This is a genomic window from Streptomyces sp. NPDC006265 (assembly GCF_040613555.1).
Taxonomy (GTDB): domain Bacteria; phylum Actinomycetota; class Actinomycetes; order Streptomycetales; family Streptomycetaceae; genus Streptomyces.
In genome coordinates this window covers 1-14,275 of sequence record NZ_JBEXSH010000131.1, presented here as the reverse complement: position 1 = coordinate 14,275, position 14,275 = coordinate 1, and the positions used below count along the sequence as shown (strand labels likewise).

The 14,275-nt window shown below is 69.0% G+C and carries 13 protein-coding genes and 7 pseudogenes; 13 read left to right on the top strand and 7 right to left on the bottom strand.

The features are described 5' to 3' along the window. The first annotated feature begins 137 nt into the window (after window positions 1-137). Window positions 138-1,014 (top strand): annotated as a pseudogene (ppk2, locus tag ABZ281_RS13790) (polyphosphate kinase 2). A gap of 102 nt (window positions 1,015-1,116) precedes the next feature. On the opposite strand, the pseudogene ABZ281_RS13785 reads toward ppk2, so the two are convergent. The 3 genes and pseudogenes from ABZ281_RS13785 to ABZ281_RS13775 form a co-directional block, all read right to left on the bottom strand. Then, window positions 1,117-1,398: pseudogene (locus ABZ281_RS13785) on the bottom strand (IS3 family transposase); the annotation flags it as partial. Between the two features lie 178 nt (window positions 1,399-1,576). Continuing rightward, window positions 1,577-1,858, bottom strand: a complete 282-nt coding sequence (locus ABZ281_RS13780) for a transposase (RefSeq protein WP_356655191.1) — start codon at window positions 1,856-1,858, stop codon at window positions 1,577-1,579. Window positions 1,859-2,378: 520 nt separating this feature from the next. Further along, window positions 2,379-2,639 (bottom strand): SHOCT domain-containing protein, encoded by a 261-nt coding sequence (locus tag ABZ281_RS13775; protein ID WP_356655189.1) that lies wholly within the window; start codon window positions 2,637-2,639, stop codon window positions 2,379-2,381. Window positions 2,640-2,953: 314 nt separating this feature from the next. On the opposite strand from ABZ281_RS13775, the pseudogene ABZ281_RS13770 reads away from it, so the two are divergent. Then, window positions 2,954-3,079, top strand: a pseudogene (locus ABZ281_RS13770) (metal-sensing transcriptional repressor); the annotation flags it as partial. Here the strand turns inward: ABZ281_RS13770 and ABZ281_RS13765 are convergent. Beyond that, window positions 3,050-3,604, bottom strand: a pseudogene (locus ABZ281_RS13765) (cation transporter); the annotation flags it as partial. The pseudogenes ABZ281_RS13770 and ABZ281_RS13765 sit on opposite strands and share 30 nt — an antisense overlap. Window positions 3,605-3,695: 91 nt before the next feature. Then, window positions 3,696-3,968, bottom strand: a complete 273-nt coding sequence (locus ABZ281_RS13760) for a heavy-metal-associated domain-containing protein (RefSeq protein WP_356655187.1) — start codon at window positions 3,966-3,968, stop codon at window positions 3,696-3,698. Window positions 3,969-4,159: 191 nt separating this feature from the next. Here ABZ281_RS13760 and ABZ281_RS13755 point away from each other — a divergent pair. The 6 genes and pseudogenes from ABZ281_RS13755 to ABZ281_RS13730 all read left to right on the top strand — a co-directional run bounded on the left by ABZ281_RS13755 (window position 4,160) and on the right by ABZ281_RS13730 (window position 9,976). After that, window positions 4,160-5,117 (top strand): annotated as a pseudogene (locus tag ABZ281_RS13755) (hypothetical protein). 213 nt (window positions 5,118-5,330) lie between these two features. After that, a complete protein-coding gene (locus tag ABZ281_RS13750) occupies window positions 5,331-5,741 on the top strand; it encodes a hypothetical protein (protein ID WP_356655185.1) in 411 nt (136 codons plus the stop codon). 236 nt (window positions 5,742-5,977) lie between these two features. Beyond that, window positions 5,978-6,361, top strand: a complete 384-nt coding sequence (locus ABZ281_RS13745; RefSeq protein ID WP_356655183.1) for a hypothetical protein — start codon at window positions 5,978-5,980, stop codon at window positions 6,359-6,361. Window positions 6,362-6,497: 136 nt separating this feature from the next. Next, a complete protein-coding gene (locus tag ABZ281_RS13740; protein ID WP_356655181.1) occupies window positions 6,498-7,625 on the top strand; it encodes a PLP-dependent cysteine synthase family protein in 1,128 nt (375 codons plus the stop codon). Further along, window positions 7,622-8,923 carry an MFS transporter gene (locus ABZ281_RS13735; protein ID WP_356655179.1) on the top strand — a complete coding sequence of 434 codons (1,302 nt, stop codon included), beginning with the start codon at window positions 7,622-7,624 and terminating at the stop codon, window positions 8,921-8,923. The genes ABZ281_RS13740 and ABZ281_RS13735 overlap by 4 nt, the downstream gene beginning before the upstream one ends. Before the next feature lie 351 nt (window positions 8,924-9,274). After that, entirely contained in the window at window positions 9,275-9,976 is a 702-nt protein-coding gene (locus tag ABZ281_RS13730) for a DUF1015 family protein (protein ID WP_356655177.1), read from the top strand. A 3-nt stretch (window positions 9,977-9,979) separates the two neighbouring features. Here ABZ281_RS13730 and ABZ281_RS13725 read toward each other — a convergent pair. Both ABZ281_RS13725 and ABZ281_RS13720 read right to left on the bottom strand, forming a co-directional pair. Beyond that, a pseudogene (locus ABZ281_RS13725) lies at window positions 9,980-10,066 on the bottom strand (deaminase); the annotation flags it as partial. Between the two features lie 299 nt (window positions 10,067-10,365). Next, the gene (locus tag ABZ281_RS13720; RefSeq protein WP_356655175.1) at window positions 10,366-10,584 is read right to left on the bottom strand and encodes a heavy metal-associated domain-containing protein; all 219 of its coding nucleotides are present in this window, start codon (window positions 10,582-10,584) and stop codon (window positions 10,366-10,368) included. A 156-nt stretch (window positions 10,585-10,740) separates the two neighbouring features. Here ABZ281_RS13720 and ABZ281_RS13715 point away from each other — a divergent pair, with 156 nt between their 5' ends. The 5 genes and pseudogenes from ABZ281_RS13715 to ABZ281_RS13695 form a co-directional block, all read left to right on the top strand. Continuing rightward, complete coding sequence (locus ABZ281_RS13715; protein WP_356655173.1) at window positions 10,741-11,091, top strand: NADH-quinone oxidoreductase subunit A; 351 nt, start codon at window positions 10,741-10,743, stop codon at window positions 11,089-11,091. Next, entirely contained in the window at window positions 11,082-12,521 is a 1,440-nt protein-coding gene (locus ABZ281_RS13710) for a hypothetical protein (RefSeq protein WP_356655171.1), read from the top strand. The genes ABZ281_RS13715 and ABZ281_RS13710 overlap by 10 nt, the downstream gene beginning before the upstream one ends. Then, window positions 12,514-13,458 carry an NADH-quinone oxidoreductase subunit H gene (locus ABZ281_RS13705; RefSeq protein ID WP_356655169.1) on the top strand — a complete coding sequence of 315 codons (945 nt, stop codon included), beginning with the start codon at window positions 12,514-12,516 and terminating at the stop codon, window positions 13,456-13,458. The genes ABZ281_RS13710 and ABZ281_RS13705 overlap by 8 nt, the downstream gene beginning before the upstream one ends. Window positions 13,459-13,476: 18 nt before the next feature. Beyond that, complete coding sequence (locus tag ABZ281_RS13700) at window positions 13,477-14,040, top strand: NADH-quinone oxidoreductase subunit J (RefSeq protein ID WP_356655167.1); 564 nt, start codon at window positions 13,477-13,479, stop codon at window positions 14,038-14,040. Next, window positions 14,037-14,177 (top strand): annotated as a pseudogene (locus ABZ281_RS13695) (NADH-quinone oxidoreductase subunit K); the annotation flags it as partial. The gene ABZ281_RS13700 and the pseudogene ABZ281_RS13695, both read left to right, overlap by 4 nt. Window positions 14,178-14,275: the final 98 nt, after the last annotated feature.

The following is a 14,275-nucleotide window of genomic DNA, read 5'->3' as shown; positions in this document are numbered from 1 at the left end:
GGTGAACCGGCAAAACCGCCGCGAGTACATCGACGCCCCCGCGCTGACCATCGGTCTCGCTGTACAGCCGGACGTGCTGCGGGACATCGGGAAGGCGTCAGACTGACACGCACGTCGGTGCGAAGAGGTGACAGCGGATGGCCGGGAAGAAGCAGCCGACCGGCGGCAGGCTGCCGCGCGCGGCGTACGAGCGAGGACTGCTGCGGCTCCAGGTGGAGCTGGTCAAACTCCAGGAGTGGGTACGAGCCGAGGGCGCCCGGCTCGTCGTGGTCTTCGAGGGCCGCGACGCGGCAGGAAAGGGCAGCACCATCAAGCGGGTCGCCGAACACCTCAACCCCCGCGTGGCGCGGATCGTGGCGCTCTGCCCAAGCCGACCGAACGCGAACGCACCCAGTGGTACTTCCAGCGCCATGTCGAGCACCTGCCCGCCGCGGGCGAGATCGTCCTGTTCGACCGCAGGGTGGCGCTGTATCCGGCTGCTCGGTTGCGGTTGGGGCGCCACACCGCGGTCAGGCGGCCCAGCGCGTCATGGGCTTCTGCACCAAGGAGGAGTACGCGAGGTTCCTGTACCCGTGCCCGGTCATCGAACGGCTGTTGGTGGAGGGCGGCATCCTGCTGCGCAAGTACTGGTTCTCGGTGAGCGACGCCGTGCAGGAGCAGCGCTTCCGGACCAGGCTCGAGGATCCCACGCCCCGCTGGAAGCTCTCGCCGATGGACCTGGAGTCCATCTCACGTTGGAAGGCCTACTCCCGCGCCAAGGACGAGATGTTCGTGCACACCGACATTCCCGAGGCGCCCTGGTACGTGGTCGAGAGCGACGACAAGCGCAGCGCACGCATCAACATGATCGCCCACCTGCTGTCCACCGTCCCGTACCACGAAGTGCGCCAGCCCCCGCTCGAGCTTCCCCCACGCCCGCCGTCCACGGGCTACGAGCGCACGCATCGCCCGCTCCGGACGTACGTGCCCGACCATGCCGCGTCCCTGACGAAAGGCGAGGTGAGCACCGGGTGACATGGATGAACCGCTCCGGGACCGGCGGAGGCTCTGCGTCGTGACGGGCCCCATCGCATAGCCGAGCAGGCGGCGGGAGAACAGGTCGATGACCGTGGCCAGATAGAGCTTGCCCCGGCCGGTTTCGATCTCCGTCATGTCCCCGCACCAGACCAGGTCGGGTGCCTCGGCGGTGAAGTCCCGCCGCACGAAGTCCGGGGCGGCCGGACGTTTCCCCGGCCGGGTCAGCCCCCGCCGTCTGCGTACCTTCCGCGCGGCCAGACCGAACTCGCACATGATCCTGGCAATGGTGTTCACGGAGACCCGCCAGCCCTGCCTCACCAGCCTGATCCAGATCTTCGGCGAGTCATAGGTGCCATCGGAGCCGTCGAACTCCTCCTTCACCGCTTCGATCAGATGCTGTCTGCGCAGCTCACGCCCGGTGGGCCGGCGGGTTCGGTGCTTGTAGAACCATGCCTCGCTCACGCCCAGAGCGCGGCAGGAGACGCGGTGCGAAATGCCGTGCTCGGTCCTGGAGTCGCTGATCACCCCGACAACGGACGCCGGGTCCGCCACGGCAACTTCACCCACAGGACCATGCAGCGTTTGAGGACATCACGATCCATGACCAGTTCGTTGTTCTCCCGCTTGAGCTGGGCGACCTCCCGCCGCAGACGCTCCAGTCGTCACTCCCGCCGGCCGGTGCGGTTCCTGCCCGACGGGCGGGGGAGACCCAGCTGCCCAGGGTGGTCTCGTTGATCCCCAGGTCCTCGGCGACCTCGGCGATCGTCTTGCCGGTCTCCGCGACGATCCGTACGGCCCCCTCACGGAACTCCGGATCGAACTTCCGTCGCTTCTCCCCCATGATTCCCAACTTCCCCTGCAGTCACGGTCTTCAGCTATGAGGGGAGGGACAATCTGCGAGACGTCCTTGGAGGTGTTGCCGTTGTTGACTTCGGTGAAGTTGTGGTTGAAGTGCGTGGCGGGGACGATGAAGCCCGCCGAGGCCAGGGCCCGGATGACGAACAGGGAGTTCTGCGGGCTGCTTCCGTAGCCGTGGGTCATGTTGCAGACGGGGAAGACCCCGCCTGCGACCGGGGCATCCGTCACCGGGTTGCCGCCGGCGGTGCCGGTGGCCGGGTAGTAGACGTAGGTGGTGCACGAGCGGCTGCCGCGAGTCCAGTTGTACCGGCGCACGCCGACCGCGAACGGCGTGGTCGGCGCTGTGTCCAGTGGCCCGGCGGCGGCCGGTGCCTGTCCTGCGCCGAGCAGGGACAGACCCACGCCCGTCGCTCCGGCCGCGCTCATGCTGAGGAAGGTCCGTCGTCGCTCATCGCGAGCCTCCTTCGACGGAGGGCAGGGGCCGCAACGAGTACGGCTGTTGCTCAGATTTTGGTGACGGGGCCGCCGCGCAGTGCAGTCGAGCGGCGCCGGTACTCTTCTTCATCAATCTCCCCGCGGGCCAGACGCTCACGGAGGATGTCCTCCGGTGCGGCCGCGGCCGGGGTGTGCGTGTGCTCGTGCGGCTGGTTCAGAGCGCGGAACAGCAGCACCGCGAGGGTGATGAACAGCGCCCAGAACAGGATCATGCCGGCCGACATTGCGAACCAGCCCCAACCGCTGACGTCGTGGCCGTACCAGAACATCGCCATTCACCTGCTTCGGCGGTGGTACCCAAGCCCGGGCACCAGGGTCCTTTGCCTTCCACCTCATCGTCTCTCCGGGATTTGCCGCGGTCTGGGGCCGGATGGTCCACGGCTGATGGGCCGTTCAGCCCCTACCTCGTGAGGTATCCAGGCGCAGGCTGGAGAGTGAGGTCCGAGTAAGGAGCCGAGCAGCTTCCGTGTGGCTTTGACGTCGCCCACTGCGCCGGTGCGCGCGGCGCCCACCTACGCCCTCACACGGCCCCGACAACCGGCGGCACAACAAGATCGAAGGCCAGGTATGCGGCGTCTCCCGCATGGTCGCCGACGGCGGCTACTGCGTCGACGACCTCATTCAGATCAGTGCCGCCACGCGGGCTCTGCGGCAAGTCGTCGTGGGCCTGCTCGACGGCCATGTACGCCGGGGAGTCACCGATGCCGCCGGCACTGATCCCGTCCATGCCGAGGAGACGTTCGCCGAACTCTCCGACGTTCTGCGCCGCACCACGCTTGGCGTTGGTCCAAGCGGCTCTGTGGAACGGCCAGGCGGCGTACGTCACCACGGGTGCCGCCAGCGTGAGGGAGAGCCACTGCCTGTACTCGAACCGCAGCGCCGGGATCATCGCCATCGCGATCACCGGCACGGCCAGGACCACGGCGGCCGTCAGGCGCTGGCGCAACGGCCGTAGTTCGGCCCCGTCGTCCGGCGCGGTGCCGCTGGCGTCCGGCTCGGGAAGGAGGGGCTCGGGCTCGCGTGCGGTGTAGCCGGTGGCTTCCACCGTGGCGATCAGTTCCGCGACGGCGACGTCCTCGCGATAGGTGACCTTGGCTTTCTCGGTGGCGTAGTTGACGGTGGCCTCGACCCCGTCCATGCGGTTGAGCTTCTTCTCGATCCGGGCGGCGCACGAGGCGCAGGCCATGCCGCCGATGGCCGGCTCGACCTCGGCGGCACCGGGCGTGGTGGTCATGTCTGCTCCTCGGAACTCGCGGACGCGATGTGTCGTGATGCGCGGGACCGGGGGCCGCGAAGTTCGGCGCGGCCCCCTCCCGGCGCGTGGGTCAGGCTGCGACGCGGCCGGCGAAGTCGTAGCCGGCCTCGTCGACGGTCTTGGCGATCAGGGTGGCGAGCGCCTCGTCGGGTTCGGCGGTGGTCCTCACGGTGACCAGGCCGGTGCCGATCTCGACGTCGACCGCGGTGATCTCGCCCAGGCCGCCCACGGCCTTGGCGACGACGCCCTGGCCGTGGGCGCTGCCGACGCCGTCGACCTTGTAGGTCGTCTTGATCTCCGCGCTGGTGTGGCAGCTTCCGTCAGGGGTGCGGCAGTTCGACATGGGACTCCCCAGAGACGATGAGCGGATGGCGTCTCAGTCATCTGGTACCCCTGGGGGGAACTGCAACGGCCGCATGTATACCCCCTGCCCGTATCTATCCCAGGTTTGATCGCGCTCGTCTTGATACCCCCTGGGGGTAATTTGAAATCGTCGGCCGCCTCTGGTAGCGGCCTGGAGATGAGGAGTCGGTCATGAACTCTGGACTGCGGGTCACCGTCTTCGCCGTCGCTCTCGCTGCGTCTCTCGGGGCCGCCTACGGCGTGGGCGGCGCCATCTCACCCGAACCGAGGAACGGCACACATAGGGGATCCGAGGGTCATGCGGGAGGCCGGGCACGAAGAAGAGAGCGGCGATCATGAGGCCATGACGCCGGGAGGCCTCCAGATCTCACGGGGCGGCTACACGCTCGACCTGAAGACCCCGCGACTCGAAGCCGGAAAGAAGAGCGACCTGCGCTTCGCCGTCGTACGAGACGGGACAGGCCGAAACGTCACCGCGTACCAGCGCGAACACGGCAAGGAACTCCACCTGATCCTCGCCTCACGCAACCTCACTGTCCACCAGCACCTACACCCCGTCCTCGCGGCAGACGGCACTTGGTCCACCTCGGTGGATCTGCCCAAGGCCGGCGGCTACCGCGTCTTCGCAGACTTCAAGTCCAAGGGCGGGGACGTGCTCACTCTCGGCGCGGACCTCTCGGCGTCCGGGGCCTACGAGCCCGCCGCGCTGCCCGGGCGCAACACGACGGCGAGGATTGACGAGTACGAGGTGAAACTCGACGGCTGCTTGACCCCGGGCAGGGCCAACGACCTGACGCTGACGGTGACGAAGGACGGCAAGCCGGTCCGCAACCGTCAGCCCTGCCTGGGGGCATACGGCCACCTCGTCGCGCTGCGGTCCGGCGACCTCGCCTACCTGCACGTCCACCCGAACGGCGAGCCCGGCGACGGCAAGACCAAGCCCGGCCCCGAGGCCTCCTTCACGGCGACGGCGCCCAGCGCCAGCGCATACCGCCTGTTCCTGGACTTCCAGCATGAGGGCAGGGTCCGCACGGCAGCCTTCACGGTATATGCGGGCGGCGTGGTGGCCGAGTCCGAGCAGCCCTCACAGGCTGAGTCGGCCGACGAAGGGCCGGGGCGCGCACACTGAGGCGTCCGGCCCTCACCCGGTCCGGTGAGGGCCGCTCCCGTATGCGGCGGCCGGATCAGGTGGCCTGAGCACTCGCCGTAGCAAACAAGCCATTCATTTGACGAGTTGACCCAGTGTTTCGGCACGGGTGGTCGATCACTTCCAGCGAGCCGCTAGGATCACGGCATGGTTACGGCTTGGTCGCCCTGGCGCATCGTCAGGACTCGCTCCGGTGTGGGTCCGCTGCTGCGCGTGCTGGCCATGGCCGTGCTCCTGTTCGGCGTCCTCGTGACCCACGGCGTGCACATGGAAAGCGTCAAGGGGCACCTCTCCATCAGCGCAACGGCCTTCACCGCAGCGTCGGACGGCGGCGGTCGCCATGCAGGCATCGAGCCGACGACGCTGTCCGCCGCGGATGCCGGTGATCACCATGGGAGCCATGGGCCGGCACATCCTGGCGAGCACTGCGTATCCGGACAGCCTCAGCAGGCTTCTGTCCTGGTATCGCCCTGCTTTGCAGTGTCGGTTCGCGAATCGACCAGCGCCTACGACGCCTCAACCGTCCGAGGGCCGACCGCTGGTGACCCCGTGGAAGTTGAATCTCCCGTGGCTCTCAGAGCAGTCTCCATGGTGCAACAGGTCTAAAGGTATGCAGTTCCTCCAACCGGCCTGCCGGATGTCACCGGTTCGGCTGGTACCGCGCGACGAGCTACCTGTCCCATGCGCATGATGGGTCGTCACGTTCGTCGAAGCCGTCCTGCCCCCGCCTATGCCTGCGCCTCTCTCCGTGCTTGACGGAGACGTGGCAGCAGCACGGAGGACCTGTGTCGACCCACTCCCGTATCCCCGCGCACCCCCTATGGGTCCCATGCGGCTCACCGTTGTCCCGCCGATTCGTCTCGGTGATCCGCGGCGCCCTCATGATGGCGCTCGTGCTCTGCACCGCCGGGCACGGGGTGCCCGAGGAGACACACGAGTCGGTGTTCGTGCCTGCGGCCTTCTCGGCGACGGCGACGGCGACGGCAGCGGACAAGGACCCTCATGGGCCCCACGCTCCCCACGGGACCGAGGAGTGTGCGGCGGACCTGATCGTGCGCACCGCGGCCCAGCCGGCCGAGGAACTTGCCCTCGGCGCGATGTCTGTCGTACTCCTTGCCGTGTCCGTGGTGGCCGGGAGGCCCCTCGTACGGTGTGACCGCCGTAGACGTCGCAGCGCACGCACCGGCCGCGTGGCGCTCGTCCGCACGTCGCGGTGGCGGATCTAGACCACTCGCTCGCAGCCGACCGACTTCACGGCTGCCGCGTGCCCATGGCCTGAGCGCGGACGCATGGTCCGCCCATGACCAGGACGCGCGAGATGAACCGCACCGGTATTCATCGAGCGAGAGTGAACACAAAGACATGCAGTCATTGACCAAGGCCGCGACCCCCTCCGGCCAGTCCGCCCTGTCCGGGCTGGTGGGCAACACCCCGCTCCTGCGGGTGTCGGAGCCGCTGGCCCCGACCGGGCGTGGCTTCTGGGCGAAGCTCGAAGGCTTCAACCCCGGCGGCATCAAGGACCGTCCCGGGTTGTACATGGTGGAGCGGGCCCGTGCCCGTGGCGACCTGCGGCCCGGCGGGCGGATCATCGAATCCACCAGCGGGACCCTGGGACTGGGGCTGGCTCTGGCCGGGATGGTCTATGGCCATCCGGTCACCCTGGTCACCGATCCGGGACTGGAGTTGTCCATGACCCGGCTGCTGACCGCGTACGGCGCCCAGGTCAACGTCGTCTCCGAGCCGCACCCCACCGGAGGCTGGCAGCAGGCCCGCCGCGACCGCGTGCAGCGGCTGCTGGAGCAGCACCCCGGCTCCTGGTGCCCGGACCAGTACAGCAACCCCGACAACGTCGCCGCCTACACTCCGCTGGCCCTCGAACTCGCAGCCGAGATGGGCCACATCGACGTGCTGGTATGCAGCGTCGGCACCGGCGGCCACTCAGCCGGCGTTTCCCGCGTCCTGCGCCAGCTCTACCCCGAGCTGACCGTCGTCGGCGTGGACACCATCGGCTCCACGATCTTCGGTCAGCCCGCCCGACCCCGCCTGATGCGCGGCCTCGGCTCCAGCATCTTCCCCCGCAACGTCGCCTACGAGAACTTCTCCGAGGTGCACTGGGTGGCCCCGCACGAGGCCGTGTGGACCTGCCGCCAACTGGCCTCGTCCCACTACGCCACCGGTGGCTGGAGTGTCGGCGCGGTCGCGCTGGTGGCCGGCTGGCTGGCCCGCACGATGCCGGCGGACGCACGGATCGTCGCGATCTTCCCCGACGGTCCGCAGCGATACCTGGGGACCGTCTACGACGACGACTACTGCGCCGCCCACGGCCTGCTGGAGTCGCCAGCGGCACCCGAACCGGAGCTGATCGGCCGCCTGGACGAGAAGGAGGTCACCCGCTGGACCCGGTGCACCACCGTCGTCGATCCCGTCACGCTGCAAGGCGCCCAGGGCGCATCGGACGTCGAGGCCGACGCTTCGGAGGAGGGCCGGTGAAGGGGCTGTACACCCAGGTCCGATCGTACGAAGGCAGCGTCCAGCTGTTGATGGTCAACCAGTTCACCATCAACCTCGGCTTCTACATGCTGATGCCCTATCTGGCCGCCCACCTCTCCGGAACGCTCGGGCTGGCCGGCTGGATCGTCGGACTCGTCCTCGGCGTACGCAACTTCAGCCAGCAGGGCATGTTCCTGGTCGGGGGCACCCTCGCCGACCGGCTCGGCTACAAGCCGCTGATCGTCGCCGGATGCGTGCTGCGCACCCTCGGCTTCGCGACGCTCGGACTGGTCGATTCCCTGCCTGCCCTGCTCGCCGCCTCAGCGGCCACCGGGCTGGCCGGGGCGCTGTTCAACCCGGCCGTACGGGCGTACCTCGCGGCCGACGCGGGGGAGCGCAGGGTCGAGGCCTTCGCCCTGTTCAACGTGTTCTACCAGGCAGGCATCCTGCTCGGCCCGCTGGCCGGCATGGTGCTGACCGGCGTGGACTTCCGCATCACCTGCCTGGTGTCGGCCGGGATCTTCGCGCTGCTGAGCGTCGTACAGATCCGGGCACTACCCGCCAGGAGGTCAGAGGACGACAAGCGGCAGGACGCCCACGCCGGCCAGGGTGTCCTCACCCAGTGGCGCGGCATCCTCGCCAACCGGCCGTTCCTGCTCTTCTCCCTCGCCATGATCGGTTCGTACGTCCTGTCCTTCCAGGTCTACCTGGCGCTGCCGCTCGAGGTACGCCGGCTCGGCGGCGACGGTGAGTTCGGCACGGCGGCGGTAGCGATGCTCTTCGCGGTCTCCGGGCTGACCACGATCCTCGGTCAGACGCGAGTGACGGCGTGGTGCAAGGCGCGGTACGAGCCAGGGCAGGCGCTGGTGCGCGGGCTGGCGGCGATGGGACTGGCCTTCGTGCCCCTGCTCGCCGCCACCGCTGTGCCGGTACCGGAGTCCGGGATCGGATTGTGGCTGCTCGCGGCGGTTCCGCCGACGCTCGCCGCGCTGTTGCTGGCTATCGGCACGATGATCGCCTACCCGTTCGAGATGGACACCATCGTCCGTCTCTCCGGTGACCGCCTCGTCGCCACCCACTACGGGCTGTACAACACGATCTGCGGCATCGGCATCACCGTCGGGAACCTCGGCACGGGCGCCGCGCTCGACGCCGCCCGCGCGGCCGGGATGCCCGCGCTGCCCTGGGTCACGCTGTGCGTGCTCGGCCTGGCCTGCGCGGCCGCCCTGTACGGCCTGCACCGCACCGGCCGACTGGCGGCGCCGCCGACCTCCGAGCCGCTCGCCGCGACCGTCTGACCCAACGGCCCTCCGGCCCAGGAGCGGGGCACCACACGGTGCCCCGCTCCTACTGGGCCCTGCCTTCTTCCAGGAGTCCTTCATGCCCACTCCTGCGGTGCCCTTCTCCGGGCCGGCCCCCTTGCAGCTCCGCCCCTTCCGGGCAGTGCGCTACGACGCGGAACGTGTCGGCGACCCGTCCGAGCGTCTCGCTCCGCCGTACGACGACCTTCACCCAGCCCAGGTTCGCGCTCCGACTCCACCCGTACCACGTGGCGCGACTGCTGTACGCGGACGCACCGCAGGGCGCCGCCCGCGAACCGGGGCGCTGGCTGCGACGCGGCGTACTCCGCCGGCACGAGCGGCCCGCACTTGTACGTCTACCAGCAACAGCGTGGCGCCCGGATTCTCCAACGTGGCCTTATCAGCCACCTGTTGCTGCCACGCCAGGCGGGACAACTGCTGCCGCACGAAGACGTGTCGAACCACGTGGCCCGGCAGCGCGCCGCCCATATGTCAGGCCTTCGCGCCCAATTGGAGCCACTGCTGCCGGCCCACCGAGGCACAGCGTCGACGACCGCACATCTCGTGGACCACACCACCCGCCGTACGCCGGTCGCCGTTGCCCGGACCGGACAGATCACCCACGTATTGTGGGCCTGCGACGATCCCGCGGAACTCTCGCTCCTCGCCGGTGGCCTGTCCGTCGGGCAGGCACTCATCGCCGACGGCCACCACCGCCACGCCGCCTGCCTCCAGCTGAGTGGAGACGCGGCAGGCCCGTGGAGCAGCAGCCTCACCCTCCTGGTCGATACCGTCACGTCTCCGCTTCGGCTCTCCGCGTTTCCACCGACTGGCGCCGGCCCCGGGACCGGAGAAGGCCGCTCAGCCTGCTCTCCGACCGCTACCGTAGCGGACTCGAAGCCACCCCCGCCCCTGTTCCCGAGGGACCTTGTCGCCAAGCTTGACTTCCGCCGCCAGCAGCCGTGTTCGTCGGCGATTGCATGCAACGGCGCGCCACCCAGGGGGAGTTGCAGGACCCCCCAACTCGTGATGCTTCGTGCGGTCATCTGATCGCCGGTCGACGAGCCCGGCTCGTAGCAGGGACCGGCACAGGCTGAGGCTGCCGATCGTGCTGAGGAGCCCCGAGCCGCTCGACTTCAACCCGGAGCCCTACACGATTGCCCTATGCACGCAGTCGGGGGACGATCTCCACGCGATGGGGAACGGCTCGTGTCGGCGCTGCCGGCATGGGCGAGGAGGTGCATCAGGCCGTCTGGCTCCGAAGACCTGCACGTGCGGCGGCCCCTCTCGCGCTGCCCGCTGAGCGATTACCGTCACGCACCGCTTGCCCGCCGTTCCGGAATTCGTGAGGCGGCAGGCCGCAGCCTGGAGCAGTGTCACCGCCGTGAGCCCGGCAAAGGGGTGACCGACAGTCCGGCGCAGGTGCTCCGCCCGCCGCGTCAATGGGCTTCTCCGCTGACGAGCTCATAGCCCGCCTCGTCGACCGCGGACGCGACGACGGCGTGATCCAGTGGCTGCTCGCTGGTCACGGTGACCTTGCCCGACGGCAGATCTACCTGGACGTCCTCTACCCCGGGGACGCCTTTGAGTTCGGAGCTGACGGCCTGAACGCAGTGAGCGCACGTCATGCCGTGGACGTCGTACACCTTCTGAACCATGTGCTGCTCCTTTCCCGAGAGAGGGGCATGATGATACCCCTAGGGGGTAACGGGATGTCTGGGGGAAGTGTTCCCGATGGTTTGGGCCGTGCCTCCCGGGCCGGAACCAGCCGGTCGCGCACCATAGCGAGGAGACGAGGACGGAGGTCGGGCGCGATGGACGCATGGCAACCGATGCTGGTTCTTCTCGGCGTGGTCGGGGCCGGTCTGGCTGCCCTCTACGGGCTGAGCCTCTGGCTGGCGGCGGCGCGGGCTCCCCTCGAAACCGGTCCCTTCGCCGGAGGTCTCAAGCCGGGGGAGCACGCCGCGTCGCGGTTCCATGTGCGCTGGTACCCCGTCACCATGATCTTCCTGGCCTTCGACATGGAGATGCTCTTCATGTACCCGTGGTCAAAGGTCGTCTCGGAGGTGGGCACCCCGGCGGTCGTGGAGATGTTCCTCTTTCTCGGCATCCTGTTCGCGGCGGTGGCATACGCCTGGCGCGAGGGGGCTCTGAGGTGGACCTGAGAGGCGCTCTTCGGCGTATGGCGATGAACCGCCCGGCGGTGCTGGCGGTGACGTTGCCCGGAGCGACAGAGCTCCGGCTGGAGGCCGAGGCAGAGGTACGTCGGCGGGGATGGCCCGTCGTGAATGCTCCCGCAGCCGCGGATCTCTTGCTCGTCTGCGGCGTCCCGGCGCCCGAGGATGCGGAGTGGCTGGACGGCATCGAACGGTCGATGCCGGAGCCGGCTCAGCGGATCGTGGCCGGGGAGCGCGGGCGGATCGCCGCCGCGCTCGACGTGGCTCGCAAGGACCTGATGGACAGGACGGCGACTCGACGCGAGGCCGACGTGGCGGACGTGGCGGACCAGCCTGGTGCTCGTGAGCACGGCGATCGAAGGGGCCACGGTGACGGGCACGGCCGCGGCACGCACCACGACAGCTCGTCGCCCGAAGCATCCAACGATCAAACTCATGACCACCACCGCATGGACCACGGCCAGAGTGACCATGCCGCTCGGCCCGGCCACGAGGAGCATGGGCACCACCAACCCGCTGATCACGGGGCGCACATGGACCATATGGATCACAAGGATCACGAAGGCCATGGCGGCCATATGGATCATATGGATCACATGGGTCACGACATGCACGCCATGGGCGAGGTGGCAGGTCTTCCGATGGCCGAGAGGGGCGACGACCGAGATGAGCTGAGGCTCGACCAGTTGCACGTGCCGATCGGCCCCGTGCTGAGCGACTGGCCGACGGGGCTCATTCTCCGTCTCACCCTGCAGGGAGACGTCGTACAGGTAGTCGAGGAGGACCACCTCCCCGTACCGCCCGGCCATCGGCTGCCCTTCTGGGGCGAGCCGTGGCTGCGGGCGGCGCAGGGCGAGGAGGTCACCCGGGGAAGTGCAGCGCGGCGGCGCTGTGCCGCGCATCTGGACAGCGCGGGACGGCTCCTTGCTGTCGTCGGCTGGGACGACGTTGCGGCGCGGTGCCGTCGGCTGCGGGACGAGGTGCTGTCGGGGGCGTCGCGTGAGGGGATCGGTGGCGATCTGCGCCGCACGGTTCGCAGAATCGGGTGGTCCCGGCCGCTGCGTTGGTCGATCGCCGGTCTGGGAGAGTTGCCGGCGGACAGGGCGCGGGCGGCCGGAGTGACCGGACCCGCGCTCGCTGCGGACGGGGACGCGTACGACCGGCTGCTGATGTGGCTGAGCGAGATCGAGCGCGGCCTCGAAGGGCTCGACGACACACGGCCGTTGGCGCCGGATGACCGGACCGGCCCGCGTGGCCGGCTGGACGGACCGCAGCCGCCGTCGCGGGCGCTACTCGACGTCTTCCCCGAACTGCTGAACGGCGCAGAGTTCGCCTGCGCTCGGATCATTGTGGCCAGCCTGGACCCCGACCTCGACGAACTCGCCCTCGCGCCCGTTGCCGGAGCGGCCCATGCCTGATGCAGCGCCCCTTTGGGCGACCGTCGTCCTTCCCCTCGCTTTGGCCGTGGCGGCCGTGGCCGCGGCCGGGTTCGACGCGGTGCTGTCCGGGTCGGCCGAGCGCGGGCCCGCCGGGAGCGTCCGGGAGGCCGGGCTGCGGGCGCTGGCCCCCTTACGCGAGGCCCTGCGGTTGCTCGTCCAGCAGCCTCGTCGTACGACGGCTGCCGACCGGCTGCTCGGAAGGCTGGGCGTGCTGTTGGTCCCGGTGGCCGCCGTGCTCGCAGGTGCCGTACTGCCCTGGGGCTTCCGTGCCGTGAGCGATCCGTCCGTGGGCATCGTGTGGTTCAACGCGATGGAGGCGCTGGCCTGGGCAGCGGTGTGGATGGTGGGCTGGGGACCGAACTCGGCGCTGTCGCTGATCGGTGGGTACCGGTTCCTGGCCCAAGGCCTGGCGTACGAACTGCCGCACATGTTCGCGATCACCACGGCGGCCCTTGGGGCTGAGTCCCTACGGGTGAGTGACGTGGTCGCGGCACAGGACGGCCTGTGGTTCGCGGTGTGGATGCCCGCCGCGTTCGTCGTCTATCTGCTGAGTGCGCTCGCGATGGCCTTCTGGGGGCCGTTCGAGTATCCGGTGTCGCGAGACGCTGCCGGTGGTGCGGCCGCCGAACTCGCGGGCTTGGACCGGCTGGTGTTCCTGGGCGGGCGGTGGCTGCTGCTGGTGGTGACCGCCGGATTCAGCGTGCCGCTGTTCCTCGGCGGCGGACACGGGCCGTTGCTGCCGGGCTGGGCGTGGACGCTGATCAAGACCGCCGCCGTCCTGGCGCTGCTGGTGGCCGGGCGTCGGGCACTGCCCGTGCTGCGGATGGAGCGGTACATGGAGGTGGCCTGGATGGTGCTGGTACCGCTGACGCTGCTTCAGGCGCTGTTCGTGGCCGTCATCGTGTTGAACCGATGAGAGGGAGGTGCGCCGACGATGCTCGATGACGTGATCTTCTGGGTGCTGGCTCTGCTGGCGGTGGCCGCCGGAGCCATGGTGTTCCGGTTCGACTCCATGGCCCGGGCGACGTACGCGCTGCTGACCTCGCTGCTCTGCGTAGGTGGCGAGGTGCTGTTGCTCGGGCTCGACTACCTCGGCGTTGTGATCGTGCTGATGATGACCATCGAGATGGCCATCATGGCCGTGTTCATGGTGATGTACATGATGAACCCGGCCGGACTCATGCCGATGACCATGGTCCACAACAAGAATGGCGCGGCCGCGGTTTGCGCGGCCGTCTTCGCCGTACTCGTCGCCGGGATCCTGCTCGCCCCGTGGCCGTCCCGGCGCGGCAAACCATCGGCTGATCCGACCATGGACCTGGGCCTGTCGCTGATGGGTCCTCAGATGCTCACCATGATGACCCTGGGCCTCGCCCTGTTCGCCACGATCGTGGCGACCGTCGTCCTGGCTACTCGTCGGGGTCGCTACGACCGCTTCGGCGACGACCTGAAGGCGCGGACCGCTGACGACGCGGTACGGGGAGGGACGGGCCGATGAGCCTGGAGCTGTTCCTGTTGCTTGCTGCTGCGCTGTTCAGCATCGGCCTGTTCGGCGCGCTCACCCAGCAGTCGATCGTGATGCTGATGATGGGGCTGGAACTGATGCTGGGCGGCATCATCGTCGGCGCGGCGGCCGTCTCAAGGAGCTGTGGACCTTGATCCTGATCTGCGTGAGCGGGCACGCCACCGAGACGTACGTGATGCTCGCCGTGCTCAAGCTGGTCGACGTCGTC

What these genes read in the sequence shown, in the direction of transcription:
- ABZ281_RS13780 (WP_356655191.1), bottom strand. Translation starts at nt 1,858, where the DNA reads ATGGGGGAGAAGCGACGGAAGTTCGATCCGGAGTTCCGTGAGGGGGCC.
- ABZ281_RS13775 (WP_356655189.1), bottom strand. Translation starts at nt 2,639, where the DNA reads ATGTTCTGGTACGGCCACGACGTCAGCGGTTGGGGCTGGTTCGCAATG.
- ABZ281_RS13760 (WP_356655187.1), bottom strand. Translation starts at nt 3,968, where the DNA reads ATGTCGAACTGCCGCACCCCTGACGGAAGCTGCCACACCAGCGCGGAG.
- ABZ281_RS13740 (WP_356655181.1), top strand. Translation starts at nt 6,498, where the DNA reads ATGCAGTCATTGACCAAGGCCGCGACCCCCTCCGGCCAGTCCGCCCTG.
- ABZ281_RS13720 (WP_356655175.1), bottom strand. Translation starts at nt 10,584, where the DNA reads ATGGTTCAGAAGGTGTACGACGTCCACGGCATGACGTGCGCTCACTGC.
- ABZ281_RS13715 (WP_356655173.1), top strand. Translation starts at nt 10,741, where the DNA reads ATGGACGCATGGCAACCGATGCTGGTTCTTCTCGGCGTGGTCGGGGCC.
- ABZ281_RS13705 (WP_356655169.1), top strand. Translation starts at nt 12,514, where the DNA reads ATGCCTGATGCAGCGCCCCTTTGGGCGACCGTCGTCCTTCCCCTCGCT.
- ABZ281_RS13700 (WP_356655167.1), top strand. Translation starts at nt 13,477, where the DNA reads ATGCTCGATGACGTGATCTTCTGGGTGCTGGCTCTGCTGGCGGTGGCC.